18 protein-coding genes are annotated in these 21,941 nt (G+C 74.2%); 12 read left to right on the forward strand and 6 right to left on the reverse strand.

All coding sequences use genetic code 11. The features are described from left to right. Positions 1 to 53 precede the first annotated feature (53 nt). On the reverse strand, positions 54 to 194 hold the full coding sequence (locus HT134_RS13470; protein ID WP_175600682.1) for a hypothetical protein: 141 nt from the start codon (positions 192 to 194) through the stop codon (positions 54 to 56). A gap of 126 nt (positions 195 to 320) precedes the next feature. Between HT134_RS13470 and HT134_RS13475 the strand changes: the two genes are divergently transcribed. The 5 genes from HT134_RS13475 to HT134_RS13495 all read left to right on the forward strand — a co-directional run bounded on the left by HT134_RS13475 (position 321) and on the right by HT134_RS13495 (position 6,193). Further along, positions 321 to 782: an SAM-dependent methyltransferase gene (locus tag HT134_RS13475; protein WP_175600683.1), complete on the forward strand. Its 462-nt coding sequence runs from the start codon at positions 321 to 323 to the stop codon at positions 780 to 782. An 8-nt stretch (positions 783 to 790) separates the two neighbouring features. Continuing rightward, positions 791 to 3,487, forward strand: a complete 2,697-nt coding sequence (locus HT134_RS13480) for an ATP-binding protein (protein WP_175600684.1) — start codon at positions 791 to 793, stop codon at positions 3,485 to 3,487. Between the two features lie 68 nt (positions 3,488 to 3,555). After that, a complete protein-coding gene (locus HT134_RS13485; RefSeq protein ID WP_175600685.1) occupies positions 3,556 to 4,803 on the forward strand; it encodes a M24 family metallopeptidase in 1,248 nt (415 codons plus the stop codon). Then, a complete protein-coding gene (locus HT134_RS13490; protein WP_175600686.1) occupies positions 4,800 to 5,216 on the forward strand; it encodes an SRPBCC family protein in 417 nt (138 codons plus the stop codon). Before HT134_RS13485 ends, HT134_RS13490 begins: the two co-directional genes overlap by 4 nt. Next, on the forward strand, positions 5,213 to 6,193 hold the full coding sequence (locus HT134_RS13495; RefSeq protein ID WP_217707799.1) for an MBL fold metallo-hydrolase: 981 nt from the start codon (positions 5,213 to 5,215) through the stop codon (positions 6,191 to 6,193). The genes HT134_RS13490 and HT134_RS13495 overlap by 4 nt, the downstream gene beginning before the upstream one ends. 48 nt (positions 6,194 to 6,241) lie before the next feature. Here HT134_RS13495 and HT134_RS13500 read toward each other — a convergent pair whose 3' ends face one another. Further along, positions 6,242 to 7,117: a GNAT family N-acetyltransferase gene (locus HT134_RS13500; RefSeq protein WP_175600687.1), complete on the reverse strand. Its 876-nt coding sequence runs from the start codon at positions 7,115 to 7,117 to the stop codon at positions 6,242 to 6,244. Positions 7,118 to 7,181: 64 nt separating this feature from the next. On the opposite strand from HT134_RS13500, the gene HT134_RS13505 reads away from it, so the two are divergent. Continuing rightward, positions 7,182 to 8,117 carry a serine hydrolase domain-containing protein gene (locus HT134_RS13505; RefSeq protein WP_175600688.1) on the forward strand — a complete coding sequence of 312 codons (936 nt, stop codon included), beginning with the start codon at positions 7,182 to 7,184 and terminating at the stop codon, positions 8,115 to 8,117. Here HT134_RS13505 and HT134_RS13510 read toward each other — a convergent pair whose 3' ends face one another. Continuing rightward, complete coding sequence (locus HT134_RS13510) at positions 8,118 to 8,966, reverse strand: alpha/beta fold hydrolase (RefSeq protein WP_175600689.1); 849 nt, start codon at positions 8,964 to 8,966, stop codon at positions 8,118 to 8,120. Positions 8,967 to 9,180: 214 nt separating this feature from the next. On the opposite strand from HT134_RS13510, the gene HT134_RS13515 reads away from it, so the two are divergent. Together HT134_RS13515 and HT134_RS13520 are read left to right on the forward strand one after the other, a co-directional pair. Next, on the forward strand, positions 9,181 to 9,336 hold the full coding sequence (locus tag HT134_RS13515) for a hypothetical protein (RefSeq protein WP_175587533.1): 156 nt from the start codon (positions 9,181 to 9,183) through the stop codon (positions 9,334 to 9,336). Between the two features lie 192 nt (positions 9,337 to 9,528). Further along, positions 9,529 to 11,580 carry an ATP-binding protein gene (locus HT134_RS13520; protein WP_175600690.1) on the forward strand — a complete coding sequence of 684 codons (2,052 nt, stop codon included), beginning with the start codon at positions 9,529 to 9,531 and terminating at the stop codon, positions 11,578 to 11,580. Between the two features lie 54 nt (positions 11,581 to 11,634). On the opposite strand, the gene HT134_RS13525 is transcribed toward HT134_RS13520, so the two are convergent. Continuing rightward, positions 11,635 to 13,206 (reverse strand): alpha/beta hydrolase, encoded by a 1,572-nt coding sequence (locus tag HT134_RS13525; protein ID WP_175600691.1) that lies wholly within the window; start codon positions 13,204 to 13,206, stop codon positions 11,635 to 11,637. 213 nt (positions 13,207 to 13,419) lie between these two features. On the opposite strand from HT134_RS13525, the gene HT134_RS13530 reads away from it, so the two are divergent. Then, entirely contained in the window at positions 13,420 to 13,998 is a 579-nt protein-coding gene (locus HT134_RS13530) for a hypothetical protein (RefSeq protein ID WP_175600692.1), read from the forward strand. Continuing rightward, on the forward strand, positions 13,982 to 14,557 hold the full coding sequence (locus HT134_RS13535) for an OmpA family protein (protein WP_175600693.1): 576 nt from the start codon (positions 13,982 to 13,984) through the stop codon (positions 14,555 to 14,557). Before HT134_RS13530 ends, HT134_RS13535 begins: the two co-directional genes overlap by 17 nt. A 141-nt stretch (positions 14,558 to 14,698) precedes the next feature. Here the strand turns inward: HT134_RS13535 and HT134_RS13540 are convergent, their stop codons facing one another. After that, positions 14,699 to 15,820 carry a S1C family serine protease gene (locus tag HT134_RS13540; protein WP_246364383.1) on the reverse strand — a complete coding sequence of 374 codons (1,122 nt, stop codon included), beginning with the start codon at positions 15,818 to 15,820 and terminating at the stop codon, positions 14,699 to 14,701. 184 nt (positions 15,821 to 16,004) lie between these two features. On the opposite strand from HT134_RS13540, the gene HT134_RS13545 reads away from it, so the two are divergent. Further along, positions 16,005 to 17,396 (forward strand): hypothetical protein, encoded by a 1,392-nt coding sequence (locus tag HT134_RS13545; protein WP_175600694.1) that lies wholly within the window; start codon positions 16,005 to 16,007, stop codon positions 17,394 to 17,396. A 166-nt stretch (positions 17,397 to 17,562) separates the two neighbouring features. Further along, entirely contained in the window at positions 17,563 to 19,761 is a 2,199-nt protein-coding gene (locus HT134_RS13550; RefSeq protein ID WP_175600695.1) for an acyl-CoA dehydrogenase family protein, read from the forward strand. Between the two features lie 89 nt (positions 19,762 to 19,850). Here HT134_RS13550 and HT134_RS13555 read toward each other — a convergent pair whose 3' ends face one another. Further along, entirely contained in the window at positions 19,851 to 21,899 is a 2,049-nt protein-coding gene (locus HT134_RS13555; protein ID WP_175600696.1) for a hypothetical protein, read from the reverse strand. Positions 21,900 to 21,941: the final 42 nt, after the last annotated feature.

Below are 21,941 nucleotides of genomic sequence, written 5' to 3' on the forward strand. Positions count from 1 at the left end.
TGACCTAGGGGCAAGGTCAAGCCCGTGACAGGGACTTCGGTGAGTGGCGTCGGTCACTCCTCCTTGGTCGCCGCCTCCGTCAGGGCGCGTGCGGCCCAGGTGATGACCTCCTGCTCGGCCTGCGGGTCGAGGCCGCGGACGTCGCGAAGGGCGATCGCTCTGCGGGTGCGGCGGCGCTGCGCCTCGCGTCGCATGCGTGCAATATCTCCGCACGGAGAACGGAACGACACCAGGAGCGAGCCGCCTCCCCTGACGCCTCCGCCGACAGACCAGCATCATGACGGATTCGCGCGCGGGGACGGCGCCGTACAGTCACGGCCATGACGATTGACCTGCACCCGCTGGGGACCGTGGTCGGCGGACGCGCCGAGCCGTACGACGACGACTGGAACGCCGAGGAGGCGGTGATCCGCCTGGACGGCGAACGCTTCGGGCCGGAGTCCCTGGCCGGCCTGGAGACGTTCTCGCACCTGGAAGTGATCTTCCAGTTCCACCTGGTGGATCCGGACGAGGTGCAGACGGCCGCGCGCCGGCCCCGGGGCAATCCGGACTGGCCGCTGGTGGGCATCTTCGCCCAGCGGGGCAAGAACCGCCCCAACCGGCTCGGCGTCTCCCGCTGCCGCCTGCTCGGGGTGGACGGCCTCGACGTGCGCGTACGCGGCCTCGACGCCGTCGACGGCACCCCCGTTCTCGACATCAAGCCGTACATGGTCGAATTCGGTCCACGAGGCGAGGTCGTGCAGCCGGCCTGGGCGACCGCGTTGATGCGCGCCTATTACTGAGGAGTGCCATGTTGTACGGGCGTCAGGCGGAGCAGGCCCGGATCGACGCGTTGCTCGGCGGCCCGGCCGGCGCCCTGGTGGTGCGCGGCGAGGCCGGCATAGGCAAGTCCGCGCTGCTGGAGTACGCCGAAGGGCGGGCACCCGGGCACGTCCTGCGGGTCACGGGTGTCGAGTCGGAGGCCGAGCTGCCCTTCGCCGCCCTGCACCTGCTGCTGCGCCCGGTCCTCGACCGGGTCGCGGCACTGCCGCCGCAGCAGGCCGAGGCGCTGCTCGGCGCGCTCGGCCTCGGCGCGGCGACCCGGGGAGACCGCTTCCTCGTCGGGCTGGCGACGCTCAGCCTCCTGGTGGAGCTCTCGGCCGACGAGCCCCTGCTGTGCCTCGTCGACGACGCGCAGTGGCTGGACAGCGAGTCGGCCGACGCGCTGGTGTTCGCCGCGCGCCGCCTCTACGCCGAGCCCGTCGCCGTCCTGTTCGCCGCGCGGGAGGGCGGCGGGGTGTTCCCCGCCAGGGGCCTGCCGGAAGTCCGGCTCGACAAGCTGGATCCCGAGGCGGCCGGCCGCCTGCTCGCCGAGCAGGCGGCCGGACTGCCGCTCGCCGTACGCGATCAGCTGCTGGCCGAGGCCCGGGGCAACCCGCTCGCCCTGCTCGAACTGCCCCGCATGCTCGGCGCCGAGGAGCGGGCGGGCGCCTTCACCCCGCTGGCCTTCTCCTTCGGCTCGGCCGAGCCGGTGACGGACCGGGTGCTCGCGGGCTTTCGCGACCGGGTCGCCACGCTCCCGGCCGCCACCCGGTCCTGCCTGCTCGTCGCGGCGCTGGACGATCGAGGCGAGCTGAAGGTGCTGGCCGGCGCGATCCGCGCCCTCGGCGCCTCGCTGGCCGACTTCGCGGAGGCGGAGCGGGCTGGCCTGGTCCGGGTGTGCGCGACCGGTGTCGCCTTCCGGCATCCGCTGGTGCGTACGGCGGTGCTGCTGGCCTGCGACATCGCCGCGCGGATGGCCGCGCACCGCGCGCTGGCGCAGGCGGTCGACGAGGACCGGCGCGCCTGGCACCTGGCCGCCGTGACCCTGGAGCCGCACGAGGCCGTGGCCGCGGAGCTGGAGAGTCTGGGGCTGCGCGCCCGCCGGCGCGGGGGGCAGGCGACGGTGTCGGCGGCCTACGCGCGCGCCGCCGAACTGTCCGCCGACCCGGCCGACGCCGTACGCCGGTGGACGGCCGCCGCGGGAGCCGCCATCGAGGCGGGCCTGAACCGTCGCGCCGGCGAGCTGGTCGGCACGGCACTGCGGCACGCGGGCCCGGTGACGCGGGACGGGGCGGTGCCGGCCGAGCTGGCCCGGGTGCGGGCCCGGCTGGCGTTCGAGGCCGGCCGGCCACTGGAGGCCAGCCGGTTGCTGCTGGAGAGCGCCGAGGCGGCCGACCACGCGACGAGGCTGCCCCTGCTCGGCATTGCGGGCTTCTACACCTGGACCAGCGCGGCCCACCCCGACCAGATCGAGCTGGCCCGCCGTGCCGAGGAACTCTGCCCGGACGGCGAGGGCCTCGCGGCGGCGGTGCGCGCGATCAGCAGAGGCTTCAGCATGGTCCTGGAGGGCTCCACCGGAACAGCGCCGACGTTCCGCGACGACCTGGGGTCGGTGCCGTTCGAGCTCCGCATGATCATCACCTATCACGCCATGGTGCGCGCCGAGCGTGAGGGGATGCTGGAGAGCGCCGTCACCCTGGTCCGGGACTGCCGGGCGGAGGGCCGCCTGGGACGACTGCCCCAGGCCATGACGGTCCTCGCCATCGCACAGCTGCTCGACGGCCGGCACCGGGCGGCGCGGGCGACGGTGGCCGAGGGGCAGGCGCTGTCGACCGACGTCGGCCAGCCGTTCTGGAGCGGCTACCTGGCGGGCGTCCAGGCGTGGCTGTGCGGGGTCGCCGGCGCCGAGGAGGAGCACCACGAGGCCGCCGCCCAGGCCGTCAGGTACGCCGACGACCGGTCCTGGCTGCCCCCGGGCACCTGGGTCGCCTACGGGCGGACGATGCTCGATCTCGGGCTCGGCCGCTACGAGGCGGTGCTCGACCGGCTCGACCGGGTGACGGAGGGCGGCGCGCACCACGCGTTCGTCTGGCGCTACGCGTGGCCGGACTACGTCGAGGCCGCCGTCAGAGTGGGCACACCGCGGCGAGCGGACGGGATGCTGCGCCGCTACGCGGACTGGGCCGAGGGCACCGGGCAGGCCGGGCCGCTCGCCGTGCTGCACCGGGCACGCGCCCTGCTGGCGCCGGACGAGCGGGCCGAGCCCCTCTACGAGCGCGCGCTGGCCCTGTCCGGTCAGCCCTTCCAACAGGCGCGCACCCGCCTGGTGTTCGGCGAGTGGCTGCGCCGCCACCAGCGGCGTGCCGAGGCCCGCGTCCAGCTCCAGGCCGCGATGGACGCCTTCGACCGGCTCGACGCGGCCCCGTGGTCCGCCCGGGCGGCCGCCGAGCTGCGCGCCGCGGGAGCCACCCCCGCCCGGAACCCGCGGGCCGGTGATCCGCTGGCGGTCCTGACCCCTCAGGAGCTCCAGGTGGTCCAGCTGGCCGTCACGGGAGCCTCCAACCGCGAGATCGGCGCGCAACTGTTCCTGAGCCCGCGCACGGTCGCCTACCACCTGTACAAGGCCTTCCCCAAGCTGGGCATCACCTCCCGCGGAGAGCTGGCCAGGCTGGTCCCGCCGACCTAAGCGAGGCCGGCCGGGTCCGGCAGGATGACGGAAGCGGCGGCGGGCCGTCCGTTCGTAGCGTCACCCGCATGAACGTTCCCACCTATTCCCTGGCCGAGCGCGACCGCCGCTGGGCGCTGGCCCGGGAGATCATGGAGGCCGAGGGCGTGCAGGCCCTCGTCGCCTACGGCGAGCACGAGTGCGCCGACCTGGCCCCGTTCGCGCCGGACGTGTACTTCACCAACGACCGGCCCGGCGCGATCGTCATCTTCTGCCGTGACGCCGACCCGATCGAGCTGACGTGGTCCACCCTGCCGGTCGCCGACCACATCCAGGCCGCGCGGCGCGGCGAGGAGCTCTGGATCCCGCCCGAGCGCATCCGCGTCGCCAAGCACGCGGCCGGGGTGGTGGAGGTCCTGCGCGAGCACCGCCTGGAGAGCGGCGCGGTCGGCGTGCTGGGCCTGGACCCCTACCCGCCCTTCCACATCAACCCGATCATGCCGCACGGGCTGTGGAGCCAGGTGCTCGCCGAGCTGCCGGAGGTGGAGTTCAAGCCGGTCGGGCTCAGCTACCTGTTCGCCACCATCTGCCAGTCGGAGGAGGAGTTGGCGGTCGTCCGCCACTCGGCCGCCACCGGTGACGCCATGGCCGAGGCGATGCTGGAGGCGGCCCGTCCGGGCGTCAGCGAGGCCGAGGTGTACGCGGCGGGCATGGCGGCCGCCTTCCGGCGCGGGCTGGCGGCTCCCGACATGCTGCTCTCCTCCGGTCCCGGGTTCGTCTCGTGGGGGCCTCCGGCCTGGTCCTACCGGCCGCAGGCGCCCCGCGTCATCGAGGACGGCGACGTGATCATGGCCGAGGTGTTCTGCCGCTTCGGCATGAAGGAGACCCAGCACCAGGTGGCCATCGCCGTCGGCCGGGTCCACCCCGACATCGAGATCGGCGCCAAGGTCGCCCGCGCCTCCTACGAGGCGGGGCTGGCCGCCGCCAGGCCGGGCAACACCTTCGGTGACCTGGTGGAGGCGATGCGGGCGCCGCTGGAGGAGGCCGGCGCCTGGAACGTGCACCCGCTGGTGCACACGCTCAACCCCATGGGCCCGGTCTGCGGGTTCGGCGCCGGGTTGCGCCGCCTGCCGGATTCCGCCCGTTACGGGCGGCTGTTCGAGGTGCCCACCATGGGCGGCGAGCTGCCCCTGGCACCCGGCATGACCTTCGCCTTCGAACCCAACGCCGTCATCGGCGACCGTCTGGCCAACCTGGGCGGCACCGTCGTCATCGGCGAGGACGAGCCGATCGAGCTCAACCCCTTCACCGCTCAGCTGCTGAGGAGCCAGTCATGATCACCGTCGACCACGTCGCCGACTACCCGCGTCCGCCCGCCGCGGTCTTCGCCGTCATCGCCGACCCCGCGCGCTTCCCCGAGTGGCAGACGGACGTCCTGGAGTCGCACGCCTCCGGCCCGCTGGGCGAGGGGGTCCGCGTGGACCAGGTGCGCAAGGTGATGGGCCGCCGCACCGAGATCGGCCTGACGGTGTCCGGCTACGTGCCCGGCGCGTCGTTCACGCTCAGCACCCCGCCGGAGGCCAAGCCTGGGGTGAGCCAGAGCTACCGGCTGCACGAGATCGACGGAGGCTGCCGCGTCGAGTTCCACCTGGAGCTGCGAGGGGTGCCGAAGATGGCCGAGCACCTGGTGCGCGCCCAGCTCGGCAAGCAGGTGCCGCAGCTCTTCGACCGGCTCGGGGGGCTGCTGTGAGCACCCACATCCCCGAGCGCGAGATCGCCGAGCGGCCCACCGCGTACAACGGGCCCAACCTGTCACCGGTCGGGATGGAGCTCATGCCGCGGCGGCTCGCCGACGGCGTCCACGCGCTGATGGCCGTCCCGGCGCCGAAGGACAACAACGGGCTCATCGCCGGCGCGGACGCCGCCCTGATCGTCGACGCCGGCATCACCCCCGACGTCTCGCGGACGATCCAGGAGATGGCCGCCGAGCTGACCGACCGGCCACTGCGCTACCTGATCAACACCACCTACCACGGCGACCACACCTTCGGGAACCTGGCCTTCCCCGCCGAGACCGTCATCGTCTCCTCCCGCGCCAACCGGGCGAACATGACCGACCTCGGCTACGAGAAGCGGGTCAGATCGGGCAACATGTACGGCGACGAGGCCCTGTTCGACGCCGTCACGACCTGGCGCCTCCCCGACGTGGTCTTCGACTCCTTCGCCGAGATCGACCTGGGCGGCCGGACCGTGCAGCTGTGGCACTTCGGGCCCGGCAACGGCCCCGGCGACACCGTCGTCTACGTCCCCGACACGCGCGTCGCCTGGACGGGCAACCTGCTGTGCCATGCCGGCATCGCGCACATGCTGCTGCAGGGCGGCCCCGAACCGTACATCGCCACCATGCGGGCCATGAAGGAGGCGCTTCCCGACCTGGAGACCATCATCCCCGGGCACGGTCCGGCCGGCGACGGCCACGCGGCCGTCGACACCCTGATCTCCTACCTGGAGCGCCTCCACGAGGAGGTCGACTCCGCGGTACGGCAGGGCCGTACCCTGGAGGAGACGATGGGGGCCTGCACGGATCCGTGGGCGGAACGGCTCGACCCGGCGCTCGCCGCCGCCCTCGGCCCGCCCGCGGCCCAGCACGCCATGCTCGACCTGTGCCGTAACCTGCACCGGCTCAACGTCCTGGCCACCTACCGCCTCTACACCCGGCACCCGTAGCCCGGCGGGTCGATGCGGCGCCCCGCCCGCGGGGCGCCGCATCCGCGGTCAGCGGCGGTAGCCGTAGGTCCGGTGGCGCGGGGTGAAGCCGAGGCTCTCGTAGAGCCTGCGGGCGGCGAGGTTCTCGGCGTTGTGGTTGACCGTGACGGTGGTCAGCGGCCTCATGCGGTGCATGGCGTGCAGCATCACCGCGCGGGCCAGGCCCCGGCGCCGGAAGCCGGGGTGGGTGCCGACGGGTTCGAAGTGGCCCAGGCCGTTGCGCTCGTCGGTCCAGTAGACGGCGAAGGCGGCGACGCGGCCGTCCGGGGCCTCGGCGACGATCTCGCGGGCGGGGTCGTAGCCGGGCTTGCGCATCACCTCGTCGCGGTACTCGGCGGCGGTCCAGCCCGCCTGGAAGGCGCCGTTGCGGGCCTCGGCCAGGTGGGCGGCGTCGGACAGGCGGGCGTGACGGACGGTGAAGCCCGCGGGGGGCTCGGGTTGCGGCGGGGTGTCGGCCAGCGCCATCTCCTGGACGTCGTCCCAGACGCGGAAGCGGGTGAAGCCGAGGCGTTCCAGCAGCTCGATGCGGACGTGGTCGCAGTCCCAGACGTCGGTGAGGACCTCGTCGGCGCCCTGGCCGGTGGTCGCGGCGGCGTCCTCGATCATGGCGGTCTCCGCTTCGGTGCCGCGCAGTTCAGGGGCGGTGAAGACGTCGAAGGCGTTGCCGAAGCGGGTGTTGACGGTGAGCCCGGCCGTCGCGCCGCCGTGCTCCCAGACGTGGACGACCTCGCCGACGGGACGGCGCCCGCGCAGGTTCTCGTAGACGCGGTGGGGCAGCTCGCCGACGTGGTCGTAGCCGCAGCGGCCGGCGCGGGCGATCCAGCCGGCCATGACCGCCTGGAGCAGGGGCAGGTCGGCGTCGGCGTAGGGGCGCTTGCTCAGCATCGCGCCATTGTCGTCGGCGTGGTGAGGCGACGGCGATCGGTTTTGGCTGACCACCCGGGACGGCATGGCCGGAGCGGTCCTGTCCGTACGCGAGCGCGACGGCCGGAGCACCACCTGGACGTCGGGGACCGCGCGGCGCGGCACGGGCGCGCCGATGGTCGGCGGCGACGGCCGGTTCCGCGCGGCCAGCGTCACCAAATCCGTCGTCGCGGCCGAGGTCATGCGCCTGGTCGAGGCGGGAGAGGTGGACCTGGACGCCGAGGTCGAGCGGTACCTGCCCGGCTCGCTGCGCGGCGCGCGGATCACGGTCCGCCAGCTCCTCCAGCACACCAGCGGCCTGCCCGAGTACTTCGACCTGGTCGACTGGACCAAGCCGGCGATCCCGGCCGAGCACCTCGAGCTGGCCCTGACCCGCGAGCCCGTCGCCAAGCCCGGCGAGCGGTGGTTCTACTCCAACACGAACTACCTCGTGGCCGGCATGCTCATCGAGAAGGTCACCGGCGAGGACTTCCGCCGGGTCACCGAGGAGGGCGTGCTGAAGGGCCTGCCCGGCACGTACTGGCCCAGGAGCGGCGAGCTGGGCATCCGGGGCCGGCACGCCCACACCTACGGCGTCAACCCCGCCGCCCCGGCCGCGGGCGAGGTGGACCAGACCCGGCTGCCCGGTCACGCGTTCGGGGCGGGCGGCGGCCTGGTCTCCACCCCCGAGGACCTGAACCGCTTCTGGCAGCCCGTTCCCGAGGCGACGCTGCGCACCATGACCGCCCGCGCCGTCCCGGGCGACGACCCCGAGGGCAGCCGTTACGGCCTGGGCGTCTACACCTACCCGCTGAGCTGCGGCCCCGTGTGGATGCACGACGGCGGCCTGCCGGGCGTGCGGGTGCTCAGCGGGCGCGACCGCGCCGGCCGGGCCGCGACCGTGTACGTGACGGGCACCCCGAAGGACGTCGGCCACCTCTTCGCCGCCTTCGACGCCGCCCTGTGCGCTCCCACCCGCTGATCACGCTCCCGGTCGGGCGGGCGTCTCCAGGAGCCAGGCGAGCGTGGCCGGGGTGGCGTCGAAGTGGCCGGCGTGCCCCGCGTCCGGCTGGACCGTGAGCGTGGCGGTGGGGATGCGGGAGGCGAGCCAGCGCGCGTGGGCGACCGGCACGACCGGGTCCAGCTCGCCGTGCCAGAGCCGCACCGGCACGGTGATGGAGCCCGGGTCGAAGCCCCACGGGCTGCCGAACAGCGCGATCACGTCGTCCGCCCAGCCGCCGAGGCCGGGGCGCACCGCCTCCGCGTACGCGGCGCCGAGCATGGCGCTGATCTCCGGACGGCTGAGGACGGCGGCCTCGGTGTCCGGGAGCCGGGGCGGCGCGGAGGAGTCCGCGCCCAGGTGGGCCGTCATGGCGTCCCGGTCCAGCAGGGCGACCTCGGCGCTGCGGACGTTGCCGTCCATCATCCCGGCCGTCCAGTCGAGCCCGTCGGCGTCGCGCGGCGCGAGCGCGGCCAGTGAGGCGACCCGCAGGGCGCGGTCCGGGTGGCGAGCGGCGAAGGCCAGCGCGTGCGGGCCGCCGCCGGAGACCCCGTAGACGGCGAACCGGCCGAGCCCGAGGGCGTCCGCGACGGCGGCCACGTCGTCGGCGCCGTCCACGACACGCCGCCCCGGCCGGGCCGTGGAGCCGCCGAACCCGGGACGGTCGAAGGTGATCAACCGGATGCCGAGGCCCGTGAACAGGGAGTCGTCGGGATGGCGGGCCAGCCGGCCCATGGGGCTGCCGTGCAGGTAGAACAGCGGGGTGCCGTCGGGCACGCCCCATTCCTCGACGGCGAGGGTGCGGCCGTCCGGGGTGATCACTTCACGCATCCCGGCAATCTATCCGAGAGCGGACTTATGACTCACGAGGTTTCGTTCTCGGCATATCTTCTCGCGGCGTGCGCCGGGCGTGCGCGGCGCTCTTCCGAGATCGGCCGCGAAGGCGCAGGTCAGAGGCTCATGTGAGCCCGGCGCGATTAGAGGCCGATGGTGGGGAAGTGGAGGAGCGAGTCCGGGGCAGTCCCGGTTGTCCATGGAGGGCAATGTGATCATTCTCGGTCTGATACTCGTGGTGCTGGGATGGCTGCTCGGCATCTCGATCCTTTACACGATCGGTGGCATTCTCCTGCTCATCGGCGTCGTCTTCCTGGTTCTCGGCTCGGTCGGGCGGCCCGTGGGCGGGCGGCGGTACTGGTGGTGAGGACGGTCGCCGGCGCGGTGGACGCGTGTGCGCCGCGCCGGCGACCGAGCCGCCGGCGGGGACGCGCTGGTGCGTTCCTCGCACTCTGCGCTTAACCTGGAGGAACGGTGCCGGTCATCGGCTGACCGCGTCACCGGCGGGGGAGCCGGCAGGGGGCGGCGAGAGCGTGTACAGGCCGTGGTACATCCAGGGGTGACGTCCGCTGAGACGTCCACCTTCATCGGGCGCCGGGGCGAGGTGTCCGCGGCCCGCCGGTTGCTGGCGCGGGGACGGCTGCTGACGCTGACCGGGGCCGGCGGGGTCGGCAAGACCCGGCTGGCGGTGCGGGTGGCCGAGGCGCTGCGGCCGGCGTACGACGACGGGGTGGAGATCGTCGAGCTGGCCTCCCTGGAGGACCCGGACCTGCTGGTGCCGACGGTCGCGACGGCGCTCGGCGTGCGCGACGCGGGACCGTCCCCCATGAGCGTGCTGGTCGACTACCTGGCCGAACGGCACGTGCTGCTCGTCCTCGACAACTGCGAGCACCTGCTGGACGCGTGCGCGAGGCTGGTCGACGGCCTGCTGCGCGGAGCCGGCCGGCTGCGCGTCCTGGCCACCAGCAGGCAGACCCTCGGCGTGGCCGGGGAGCAGGTGCTGGTGGTGCCCTCGCTGTCCGTGCCGGACCCCGCCGCCTCGCCCCGTGACATCGCGCGCAGCGAGTCGGTCCGCATGCTGGCCGACCGGGTGGCGCGGGTGCGTCCCGGCTTCACCCTGGAGCGCGCGGACGTCCGGGTGTTCGCCCGGCTCTGCCGCCGCCTCGACGGCATCCCCCTCGCCATCGAGCTGGCGGCCGGACGGCTCGCCTCCACGCCGGCGGAGGAGCTGGAACGCCGGCTCGACGAGCGGTTCGAGATCCTCGACACCGGCGCGGGCGGCGACGGGCCGCCGCGCCACCAGACGATGCGCGCGGCCGTGGACTGGAGCTTCGACCTGTGCACGCGGGCCGAGCAGCGGCTGTGGTGCCGGCTGTCGATGTTCGCGGGCGGGGTCGAGGTGGAGACGGCCGAGGAGGTCTGCGCGGGCGACGGCATCGAGCCGGAGGACGTGTTCGAGCTGCTGGCCGGGCTGGTGGACAAGTCCATCCTGGTCGCCGAGTCGCACGAGGCCGGCGTCCGCTACCACATGCTGGAGAGCATCCGCTCGTACGGCCGGGAGAAGCTGGTGGCCTGCGGCGAGGAGGAGGCGCTGCGGCGGCGCTTCTGCGACCACTACCGGCGGCTGGTCGCCGAGCGGCGGGTGGACCGGCTGGTGCCCGAGCAGCTCGCCCGCTACCGCGTGCTGGCGGCGGAGCTGCCCAACATCCGCGTCGCGCTCGACCTGTCGTACGCCCGCCCGCAGGACGCGGCCGACGCGCTCGACACGGCGTCCGCGATGTGGGGTTACTGGATCCTCGCGGGCTCCGTCTCGGAGGGCCGCCACTGGATGGACCGGGGGCTCGCCCTCGTGCCCCGGGACGCGCGGGCCCGCCGGGCGGGGCTGTGGACGTCCGCGATGCTCGCCCTGCTCCAGGGCGACCGCGCCCCGGCGGAGACCATGCTGGAGGAGGCCCAGCGGCTGGCGCGCGAGAGCGGCGACGACGAGACGCGGGCGTTCGCGACGCAGGTCTCGGCCATGGTGGCCTTCACGGCCGGCGACGCCCGCAACGGGATGGCGCTCATGGAGAAGGCGCGGGCCGCCCACGTGGACCGGGGCGACCTCAGCGCCCTCGGCATCAACCTGTACTACGACGCCGCGTACAGCGCGGAGGAGGACCCCGAGCGCGCCGGTGAGCTGGCCCAGGAGTTCCTGACGCTGTGCGAGAAGCGGCGCGCCGAGCCCTCGCGCGGGTACGCCCTGTTCGCCGTCGGCGTCACCACCTGGCACCAGGGCCATCCGGAACGGGCGGAGGCCATGCTGAAGGAGGCCATGGCGATCAGGCGGACCATCAACGACCGGTGGGGGCTCGCGGAGTGCGTCGAGGTCCTGGCCTGGATCGCCGGGGCGTACGGCCGCCACGAGCGCGCCGCCCGCATGCTGGGGGTGGCCAACGCGCTCTGGCAGGCGATGGGCACCTCGCCGACCACGTTGCGACCGCACATGCGCGACCACGAGAGCTGCGTGGCGCGCACCCGCGAGGCGCTGGGGCCCCGGGTGTACGCGGCGGCCTTCCACAGCGGGGAGCGGCTGGGGCTCGACCGGGCCCTGCCGTACGTGATCGAGGAGTGAGCGGGCGGCACGCGCGTGCCCCGGCGCCGCGGTCGGGCGCCGGGGCGGGCGGCGTCACCTGGACGTCGCGGGCTTGATCTTCGGGCAGTTCGCGCCGTTCGCGGGGGCGGTCCGGGTGAGCAGGTACCGGTCCACGTAGCGGTCCACGCACGCCGAGCCCTTGCGGTACGCGGTGTGGCCGTCGCCGTCGAAGGTGAGCAGCACGCCAGAGGAGAGCTGCGAGGCCAGCGCCTGCGCCCACTTGTACGGCGTGGCCGGGTCGCGCAGGGTGCCGATCACCAGGATGGTCGGCGCGCCGTCGGCCCGCAGCGGCCGGACCGAGGTCTTCCGCCTGACCGGCCAGTAGTCGCACGGCGAGGTCCCGTTCCTGGGGTCGGGCTTGTGGGTGGCCGGGTGGTCGAGGCAGTCGACGGCCTCCTGCGCGGCGAAGCTGTTGGCGTACGTCCCGTCGGCCCGGCGCTCGTTGTACAGGTCCGCGAGCAGCAGCAGCCTGGTCCCGTCGCCCTGGAAGGCGTCGGCCAGCGCCTGGCGCAGCACGGGCCAGGCCGACTCGCTGTAGAGGGCCGACATGATCCCGGTGATCGCGATCGACTCGCTGGCCTGCCTGCCGTCGTACTGGTTGCGCAGCGGCGCCCTGTCCACCCGCTTGAGCAGCGCCTCCAGCTTCGCGTTGGCCGCGCTCAGCCTGTGCGCGCGGAACGGGCAGTCCGCGCGCTTGAAGCAGTCGCGCAGGAACGAGTCGAAGGCCACGCCGAAGCCGCCGGACTGGCCGGTGCCGACCTCGTCGCCGGTCCGGGTGGGGTCCATGGCGCCGTCGAGCACCAGGGCGCGCACCTTGCCGGGGAACAGGTCGGCGTACGTGGCGCCGAGGAAGGTGCCGTACGAGAAGCCCACGTACGTCAGGCGCGACTCGCCGAGGGCGGCGCGCAGCACGTCCATGTCGCGGGCCGCGTCCGGGGTGCCGAGGTGGGGCAGCAGCCTGCCGGAACGGGCCTTGCACGCCTGGGCGAACTGCTTCTGCGCCAGGTCCAGGTTCTTGACCTCGAAGGCGGTGTCGGGAGTCCGGTCGATGGCGTAGTAGGAGTCGAGCTGGCCGTCGGTGAAGCAGCGCACGGGGGTGGAGGCGCCGACGCCACGCGGATCGAAGCCGACCAGGTCGAACCGGGCGCGGACGGCGGGGGACAGGAAGGCGTCGGCGTTCCTGGCCGCCTCGATGCCGGACCCGCCGGGGCCGCCGGGGTTGATGACGACCGAGCCGAGCCGTCTGCCGGTGGCGGGCAGGCGGATCAGGGCGATGTCGATCCGGTCGCCGGCCGGGTCGGCGTAGTCGAGCGGCACCTTGAGCTTGGCGCACTGGTAGGCGCCGCCGCACGCCTTCCAGGGCGGCCGCTGGCCGTAGTACGCGGCGAGCGCGGCGGGAGCGCCCGGAGCCGCCTGGACGGCCGGAGCCGCCTGGACGCCCGGCGCCGCCTGGACGGCCGGAGCCTTCCGCGCGACCGGGACGGTCGGGGAGACCCGGGCGGTCGGGGACAGCTCGGCGGCCTGGGCGGGTGTCGCGGTGGCGGCCAGGCCCGCGATGAGCAGGCCGGCGAGTGCGGGTGTGATCACCCTCGGTAGGCGTCGCATGGCAGTGTCCTCGTCTGGCGGCCGCGTCTGGGGATTTTCGCCTGGTTGGCCCCTGATTATGGGGACGGGCCGGTTGCGAGGGCCTTGACGGCCGCTGACCAGTGACAACAGTGAAAGTTGAGGCATTTGCGGCGCTTGTGGGAGAGTCGTACCCCTGCGGCGAGCCGGGCTCCCGGCGCCGGAGGCGTTCCCCCCGAAAGGTGATCCACGATCATGCGGAAGACGATCGCGCTGGCCGTCACGGCCGTGGCGCTGACCGGCTGCGGGGTGATCCCCGGCAGTCAGCGGAGCGGCGGCGGCGAGAGCGGGCAGGCGCAGCAGACCACGGCGCGGACCGAGACCACCACCGCCACCACCGCCCCCGCCGCGCCCCAGCAGACCGAGGTGATCGCCAGCCGTGAGGCGAGCACGACCTCCGGCGGCCAGAGCGGCAAGGCAAGGGTGGACATCACCGGCCTCAAGCGCCAGGGCAGGACCGCCACCCTCACCTGGACCGTCACCGCCCTCGACGGCAAGGTCAACCTGCACAACGGCATGGGCACCGCCGCCCTCGACATGACGGTGTCCGGCGTCTCGCTCATCGACCCGGTCAACGCCAAGCGCTACCGCGTGGCCCGCAACGGCACGAGCGCCGACAGCGAGTGCGTCTGCTCCAAGACCCAGGGGCAGTTCCTGGAGAACGGCGCCACCAGCTCGCTCTACGCCGTCTTCGCGGCCCCGCCCGCCGACGTCACGAAGATCAACGTGGAGATGCCGATGATCGGCGTGCTCACCGATGTCCCGATTTCTTAGCGTCGCCTCGCTCGGCGTCGCCGCCGGGCTGCTGCTGCCGGCGACCCCGCTGTTCAGCAGCCCCACCGTCCCGCCCGTCCCCTCGGACGCGTACGCGCCCGTGGAGGACCTCGTGCTGCCCGTCGAGGACGTGATCGGCGAGGTCGAGTCGCTCGACGGCGCCCAGAGCGAGACCAAGCAGGGCACCCAGGTCACGGTCGCGCTCACCAGCGACGTGCTGTTCGCGCTGGACAGGTGGACGCTGACCGGCGCCGCCCGCAAGCGGCTCCAGGGCGTCGCCGAGCAGGTCAAGGCCGAGGGCGCGGGCGGTGTCGTCAAGGTGCAGGGGCACACGGACGACCAGGGCTCCGACGCGTACAACCTGCGGCTGTCCCAGCGCCGCGCCCAGGCGGTGGAGCAGGCGCTGCGCGGGCTGCTCGCGGGCGCCGACGTCACGCTCCAGGCGCAGGGGTACGGCGAGAGCCGGCCCAAGCTGCCGAACATCGTCGAGGGCAAGCCCGTGGAGGGCAACCGGGCCCGCAACCGGCGCGTGGAGATCGTCTTCGACGCACGCCAGTGAGCCGCGTTCAGGCGCCGCCGGCCGCCGGTGAGCCGTGCTCGGTCTCCGTCGGCCGGTAGTGAGCCGTGCTCGGTCTCCGTCGGCCGGTAGTGGGCCGTGCTCGGTCTCCGTCGACGGCCGGTGAGTGGCGCTCAGGCGCTGTCAGTCGCCGGGCAGCTCGCCCAGGGTTGCCGTGACCGTGGCCTGGCCGCCGTCCGGGCGGACGAGGCCGACCTTGACCTGGTCGCCGGGCTTGAGCGTGGTCAGCGTCTCGGACAGGGCCGCCATGGTCGGCGTCTCGGTGCCGTTGATCGAGACGATCACGTCGCCCGGCTGGATGCCCGCCTTCTGCGCGCCGCTGCCGGGCTCGACGCTGACCACCCCGACCCCCGCGGGCTGCCCGTCCTGGCCGACGACCGTGCTGCCCCGGATGCCGAGGGCGGCGCGGTGCGTGTTGGTGACCTTGCCCTGGCGGATGATCTGGCCGGCGATGTCCGTGGCGGTGTTGCTGGGGATGGCGAAGCCGATGCCGGGCGCCGCCCCGCCGCCCAGGTTCGGGTCCGTGGCGGCCAGCGTCGGGATGCCGATGACCTGGCCGGACAGGTCGACGAGGGCGCCGCCGCTGTTGCCGGGGTTGATGGCGGCCGAGGTCTGGATCGCGTTGGCGATCGTCGCGCCGGGGGACTCCGGGTCCTGGGGCTCGCTGACCGTGCGGCCGAGGGCGGAGACGATGCCGTCCGTCACGCTGCCCGACAGGCCGAGCGGGTTGCCCATGGCCAGCACGAGCTGGCCGACGCGCAGCTTGGCGGAGTCGCCGAACCGGGCGGGCTTCAGCCCCTTCGGGTCGTCCACCTTGATCACCGCGAGGTCGCCGGCCGGGAAGGACCTGACCAGCCGGGCGCTGCGGCCGGCCCCGCCGGTGGCCAGCGTCACCTGCATCTGGGTGGCCTCGCCGACCACGTGCGCGTTGGTGACGATGTGGCCCGCCGTGTCGTACACGATCCCGGAGCCGAGGCCCACCTTGGTGGTGATCTGCACGATGGACGGCAGGACCTCCTTGATGACCTGCTCGTACGCGGATTCCAGCGCCTGGGGCGACGGCGGTGCGCCCGCGCCGGCCGGCGGGCTGGTCGCGGTGTCCGTGGCGGCGGACGGGGCGGTGGACGGTGCGGTGGCGGTGGCGCCTCCGGAGGGCGTCGTGGGACCGGCGCTGGTGGCGGACTGCAGCGCCGAGCAGCCGGTCAGCAGGATGGTCATGGCGAATCCTGCGACGATCTTCCTCATGCGGTGATACCTGCCCGGTGGGCGGAGAAAGATACGCCATTGCGACGTTTGACCTGTTAGCGGGGGTCGTGGGGATTTGGTCCCTGCGTTGGGGTGTGGTGGCGGGGACTGTCGGTTACAGAATAAAATTCTGGCCGGGACATGGCGGAAATATCCCGGCGTGAAGTGACGTAACCTCAAGGTCATGGCGGACGTCGGTGACCAGCAGCCCTCCCAAGATGCTCCCACGACCCCCTTCCGGAAGATCGTCGTGCCCGCGGACGAGACGGCCGGTCCCGCGGACGAGACGGTCCGGATCTCCCGGCCGCCCGTGCCCCGCCCGTCCGGCCCCGCGGAGCCGCCGTCACGGCCGCAGCAGCAGGGCCCGGCGCCGCGGTCCGGCCCCCGCCAGAGCCCGCCCTCCGGCCCTCAGCCCGCCGGTCCGTCGTACGGCGCGCAGCCCCGTTCGGGGCCCCAGGGTGCCGCGCCGTACGGGACGCAGCCGCGCTCCGGCCCCCAGGGCGCCTCTCCGCACGGGGCTCAGGCCCAGTCCGGGCCGCAGCCTGCCGCGCCGTACGGGACGCAGCCGCGCTCCGGCCCCCAGGGCGCCTCGCCCTACGGTGCGCAGCCGCGCTCCGGCCCCCAGGCCGGTTCCTCGTACGGTGCGCAGCCGCGCTCGGGCCCTCAGGGCGGTCCGGCGTACGGCTCCCCGGCGGGCGGCACGTGGATGGGCGCGGCGACCCGGGTGGGTTCCGGACCGGGGCCCTCGCAGCAGTACCCGCTGCCGCCGGCCCTTCCTCCGGCCCCGCCCAAGTCCGGCCTGTTCAGCCGCATCGGTGACATCCCCATCCGGGTCGTCTACCTCCTCGGCGCGATCATCGCCACCGTGGCGGCCGTGCTCCTCATCTTCACCCTCTTCTCCGGCGACGTGCCCAAGAACCAGCAGCCGCAGGGCGGCTCGATCCCGCCTCCGCCCGCCGCCGCGGAGCCGACGGCCGCCGTCCGGTCGGCCACCGCCTCGGCGGCGCCGTCGCCCGCCACGGTGGAGCTGCCGTCCGTGCCGGCCACGAAGGAGTACGCCGTGCTGCCCGGCACGGCCTCGGTCGTGATCGGCCTGGTGGACGACCAGCAGGCGGGCCTGTCCTACCCGCGCCTCGGCGCGCCGTGGAAGACGGCCACGGTCGCGCCGTTCACGGTGGCGCAGCGCGCCGGCAAGGCGGCCGCGCCGGGCGTCCCGGTCGCGCTGATCGGCTCGGCGCCGCTGCCGGGCGCGGCGCCCGCGACCCCGCCCGCGAAGGAGGCGGACTACCGCAAGCTGGCCGCGCGCGCCGCGAAGTGGGCGCTCGGCGCCCAGTACCCGCCCGGCGCCACCCTGACCTGGACGGGCTCCGAGCGCGCCGCCCTCGGCAAGGGCTGGACGCTCTCCTTCGAGGTCGCCTACCGGACGGACGGCGGGCGGCGGGTGGCCCAGGGCCTCGTGTCCGTCGTGAACGCGGGGCGGGCCAAACCCGCGATGCTGTTCGCCTCGATCCCGGAGAGCGGCAGGTCCCGCTGGCGTGACCTGAACACCCTGGCCGACCGCGTCACTCCCGCCTAGCGGGCGAGGTCCTCGCCCTGCCGGAGCGCGGCGACGCCGGCGCCCGGGACCGTGCGCGGCGTCTCGTGCCGGCAGCCGTCGCCCGGCGCACGTCTTCCCTTTATCCCAGAAGCATCCTCTAGAATATGGTTCTGGCATGACCGGGACCGCGGCTGGAGGATGAGCTATGGCGATCGGGTTGAACGAGGAGCACGAGGCGCTCCGCGAGTCGGTGAGCGGCTGGGCCGAGCGGAACATCCCCGCCGAGCTGCCACGGACCCCGACGGACGAGCGGCCCTCGTTCTGGTCGGGACTCGCCGAGCAGGGACTGCTGGGGCTGCACCTGCCCGAGGAGGCCGGCGGCTCCGGCTACGGGCTGCTGGAGGCCGCGGTGGCCGTCGAGGCGCTGGCCGAGCGGCTGGTGCCCGGCCCGTACGTGCCGACCGTGCTCGCGAGCGCGGTGGTGCACGCCTCCAAGCGCCATGACCTGCTCCAGGGTCTCGCCGACGGCACGCTCACGGGCGCCGTGGCGCTGACCGGCACGGCGTTCGCGACCGCGGGCGGCCTGACGGGGACGCTCGCCGATGACGGGTCGCTGGTGGTCTCGGGCTCCGTCGAGCCGGTGCTGGGCGGGGCGTCCGCGGACGTGCTGGTGCTGCCCGTGTCCGCCGCCGGCGGCGAGGTGTGGATCGCGCTCGACGCCGCCGCCGCGGCCGTCACCCCGCTGAAGTCCCTGGACCTCACCCGGTCGTCGGCGAAGGTGGAGCTGGCGGACGTGACCGTGCCCGCCGGGCGGGTGCTGGAGGGCGTCGAGGGCCTCGACGTGCGCAACCTGGCCGCCGTGCTGCTCGGCGCCGAGGCCGCCGGCCTGGCCGCGTGGTGCGTGCGCGCCGCCTCCGACTACGCCAAGGTACGCGTCCAGTTCGGCCGCCCGATCGGCCAGTTCCAGGGCATCAAGCACAAGCTGTCGCGGATGCTGGTGGCGCTGGAGCAGGCCCGCGCGACCGTCTGGGACGCCACCCGCGCCGAGGGCGCCGAGCTGGAGTACGCCGCCGCGATCGCCGGGGTGATGGCGCCCGACGCGGCCGTGCGGTGCGCCCAGGACGCGATCCAGACGTTCGGCGGCATCGGCTACACCTTCGAGCACGACGCCCACCTCTACTACCGGCGCGCGCTGACGCTGCGCGCGCTCCTCGGCCCGTCGGCCGGCTGGGCCGCCACGGTCACCGACCTGGCGCTGCGCGGCGTGTCCCGGGAGATGGAGATCGACCTGCCGGAGGGCGCCGAGGAGCTGCGCGAGTCCATCCGCGCCGAGATCGCCGAGATCAAGGCGCTGGAGGGCGTGGAGCAGAAGCGGGCGCTGGCCGCGCGCGGCTTCGTCATGCCGCACCTGCCCAAGCCGTGGGGCCGCGCGGCCTCGCCCCTGGAGCAGGTGCTGATCGCGCAGGAGCTCAAGGCCGCCAAGGTGCGCCTCCCCGCCATGATCATCGGTGCGTGGGTGGTGCCGTCGATCGTCTCGTACGGCACCCAGGAGCAGCAGGAGCGCTTCCTGCCCAAGACGCTCAGCGGCGAGCTGATCTGGTGCCAGCTCTTCTCCGAGCCGGGCGCGGGCTCCGACCTGGCCTCGCTGCAGATGAAGGCGGAGCGGGTCGAGGGCGGCTGGCGGCTCAACGGCCAGAAGATCTGGACCTCCGTCGCCCACGTCGCCGAGTGGGGCATCTGCGTCGCCCGCAACTCCTCGGCCGGGTCCAAGCACGAGGGCATCACGTACTTCCTCGTGGACATGAAGGCGCCCGGCGTGACGGTCCGGCCGCTGACCGAGATGACCGGCGAGAACCTGTTCAACGAGGTGTTCCTCGACGACGTCTTCGTGCCCGACGACCTGGTGGTCGGCGCGGTGGGCGACGGCTGGCGGGTGGCCCGCAACACGCTGTCCAACGAGCGCGTCTCGCTGTCCTCCGGCTCCGGCGGCACCGGCGCGTCGGTGCCCGACCTGCTGGGGCTGGCCGGTCGGCTCGGGCGGGAGCTCACCCCGGTCGAGGCGCACCAGGTCGCCGAGGTGATCTGCGAGGGCCACTCGATCAACGCGCTGTCGCTGCGGGTGACGCTCAAGCAGCTCGCCGGCTCCGAGCCGGGCGCCGACGCGTCGGTGCGCAAGCTGCTGTCCACCGCGCACGCCCAGCACGTGTCGGAGACCGCGGTCTCGCTGCTCGGCCAGGCGGCGGTGGTGGCGGCCGACATGTCGCTCGGCGACGCCGGCTACTGGAACCGCGCCGTGCTCGCCACGCGCGCCATGACCATCTACGGCGGGACGACGGAGGTCCAGCTCAACATCATCGGCGAGCGCATGCTCGGCCTGCCCCGGGACCCGGAGCCCGGCCGCTGACCGCGGGGGCCGCGTAGAGGTGGGGGCCGGCCACCGATCGACCGGCCCCCTACGGGGGACTCACGGGGTGCGCGGGGAGGCCGGGAGGCTCAGGGGCTGACCGGCTGGAGCGGGGTCGGGGTGCCGTTGGCCGCCGGGCGCGGCACGCCGAGCCTGATCTCGCCCACGCACACCGTACGGCCGTCGGTCGTCCGGATGGCCACGTCGGCGCCCCCGCCCTTGACCGTGGCGAACGTCCAGCCGAAGTCCTTGCCCGCCGCCACCGTCGTCACCGCGCCCCCGAGCCGCACCGCGATCGTGGACGGCGTGGGGTTGAGGTAGCCGACCTGCACGGTCCACTCGCCGTCCGGCACGGCCGCGGGCAGCCGGAAGCGCCGCTCCCGGGAGGAGACCGGCGTGCAGCCGCCGCGCTGGGGGATCGTCATGCCCTGGACGTCCACCGGGCGCAGGCGGCCGGCGTCGTCGAAGGCCAGCGGGTTGGCCACGGGGCCGGTGAGCCGCCGCGTCCAGGTCACCGGGTTGGGCGCGACGGGGCCGAGCACCCGCGAGACCAGCGCGTAGTCGCGGAAGAACAGCGGCAGCACGACCCTCGCCGGTACGTGCGCGTCCAGGATGACCGCGTTGATCGGGGCGCGGGCGAGCGCGGCGCGGCCCGTCGCGACGTAGCTCTTCACGTGCTCGCCGAGCGGCATCCGCGTGTACGCGACGGCCGTCCAGACCGAGCCGGCGGTGAACGCGGCGGCCACCGGCACCCACGCGTACCGCAGCGCGGCGCGCGTCCACGGCAGCCGGCGCGGCCCGGGGGCCGGGCGCCGCCAGGGGTCCCGCTCCCCGGCCACCGGGATGTACGCGAGGCCGATCACGATCGCGAGCAGCATCGCGGTCGAGGACACGTACCGCAGCTCCTGCCCGCCGAGGTCGGGGCCGAGCTGCACGATGCGCCCGATCATGACGGGCACCACGTCGGCCAGCACGAAGTAGCCGAGCAGCGTCAGCCAGGCCAGCCAGGCCCGCCTGCGGTACCACAGCGACACGCCCACCGCGAGGACCGCGACGCCCAGGGCGGCCCAGGCGAGCGCGGGCGGTGCGGCGGCGATGGCGTAGTCCTCGCTGATCGGGTACCACTGCCACGGCCCGCCGAGCGCTCCCGGCACCAGCGCGGCCGACAGCAGCTTCCAGGCGAAGCTCGCGGCCACGCCCGGGTCGGGGAAAGCCGGTCGCAGCGTGTCGTCGGTGAGCTGCACGGACGTGAAGAGCTGCCGGAAGAACACCACCGCGTAGCCCGCGACGACGATGACGTGGAGCAGCCAGGCGCCGGCGCGGCGGCGCGCCCCGGGGAACCAGCCGACGGCCAGCACGAACGCCAGCACGAGGATGAACGGCGCCTTGACGAAGAACACCATGGCGAACACCGCCCAGGCGGCCACGGCCAGCGCGTGCCGGAAGCGCCCGGTGCGGGCGTGGTGGACCTGCGAGCCCAGCGCCATGGCCAGCGCGATCTGGAACGGCAGCGTCTCGATCACCACCGCCCACCACGACAGCGACGAGACCAGCAGCGGCGTCAGCAGGTAGAACCCGAGCGGCACGAGGATCGCCGGCCGCGTGCCGAACAGCAGCCGCAGCAGCCTCAGCAGCGCGAACGCGGCGGCGGCGAGCAGGCCGAGCGTGACGAGATGGGCCAGCACGTCGTTGTAGACGCCGATCCGTCCCATCGCCCAGTGGATCGCGAACGGCCCCGGCATCAGGTGCCCGTAGTCCACCCGCATGAGGTAGTCCCAGGTCAGGCCGTGCTCCAGGCCGCGGGCGATGAAGGTGAAGTCGTCCTGGCGGAAGTACGTGCGGCGGATGAAGTCGAACCGCCAGACGAGCTGGACGGCGATCATGGCGATGGCCGCGGCCAGCACGATGTCGCCGTGCTGCCGCGGGCGGGCCGCCGGCTCCTCGTCCCGCCGCGGCCGGGCCGCCGCCGGCTCCTCGTCCCGCCGCGGCCGGGCCGCCGCCGGCTCCTCGTCCCGCCGCGGCCGGGCCGCCGCCGGCTCGTCGTCCTGCCTCGGGCGGGCCGCGGCCGCCTCCTCGCTCGTCACCCCGTCCTCCCGCTGGAGCGGTCCCCCCGGCTCCCCGCTGCGAAGCGTATCCACGCGGGGATTGAGGTGGAATGCCCGTTGTGTGGTTGTGATGTC

The sequence above is a fragment of the Nonomuraea rhodomycinica genome (assembly GCF_013363995.1).
GTDB lineage: Bacteria > Actinomycetota > Actinomycetes > Streptosporangiales > Streptosporangiaceae > Nonomuraea > Nonomuraea rhodomycinica.

Excerpts from the sequence above, each read along its gene's own strand:
- HT134_RS13470 (WP_175600682.1), bottom strand. The coding sequence starts at position 194 with ATGCGACGCGAGGCGCAGCGCCGCCGCACCCGCAGAGCGATCGCCCTT.
- HT134_RS13475 (WP_175600683.1), top strand. The coding sequence starts at position 321 with ATGACGATTGACCTGCACCCGCTGGGGACCGTGGTCGGCGGACGCGCC.
- HT134_RS13480 (WP_175600684.1), top strand. The coding sequence starts at position 791 with ATGTTGTACGGGCGTCAGGCGGAGCAGGCCCGGATCGACGCGTTGCTC.
- HT134_RS13485 (WP_175600685.1), top strand. The coding sequence starts at position 3,556 with ATGAACGTTCCCACCTATTCCCTGGCCGAGCGCGACCGCCGCTGGGCG.
- HT134_RS13490 (WP_175600686.1), top strand. The coding sequence starts at position 4,800 with ATGATCACCGTCGACCACGTCGCCGACTACCCGCGTCCGCCCGCCGCG.
- HT134_RS13500 (WP_175600687.1), bottom strand. The coding sequence starts at position 7,117 with ATGCTGAGCAAGCGCCCCTACGCCGACGCCGACCTGCCCCTGCTCCAG.
- HT134_RS13505 (WP_175600688.1), top strand. The coding sequence starts at position 7,182 with ATGGCCGGAGCGGTCCTGTCCGTACGCGAGCGCGACGGCCGGAGCACC.
- HT134_RS13510 (WP_175600689.1), bottom strand. The coding sequence starts at position 8,966 with ATGCGTGAAGTGATCACCCCGGACGGCCGCACCCTCGCCGTCGAGGAA.
- HT134_RS13525 (WP_175600691.1), bottom strand. The coding sequence starts at position 13,206 with ATGCGACGCCTACCGAGGGTGATCACACCCGCACTCGCCGGCCTGCTC.
- HT134_RS13530 (WP_175600692.1), top strand. The coding sequence starts at position 13,420 with ATGCGGAAGACGATCGCGCTGGCCGTCACGGCCGTGGCGCTGACCGGC.
- HT134_RS13535 (WP_175600693.1), top strand. The coding sequence starts at position 13,982 with ATGTCCCGATTTCTTAGCGTCGCCTCGCTCGGCGTCGCCGCCGGGCTG.
- HT134_RS13540 (WP_246364383.1), bottom strand. The coding sequence starts at position 15,820 with ATGAGGAAGATCGTCGCAGGATTCGCCATGACCATCCTGCTGACCGGC.
- HT134_RS13545 (WP_175600694.1), top strand. The coding sequence starts at position 16,005 with ATGGCGGACGTCGGTGACCAGCAGCCCTCCCAAGATGCTCCCACGACC.
- HT134_RS13550 (WP_175600695.1), top strand. The coding sequence starts at position 17,563 with ATGGCGATCGGGTTGAACGAGGAGCACGAGGCGCTCCGCGAGTCGGTG.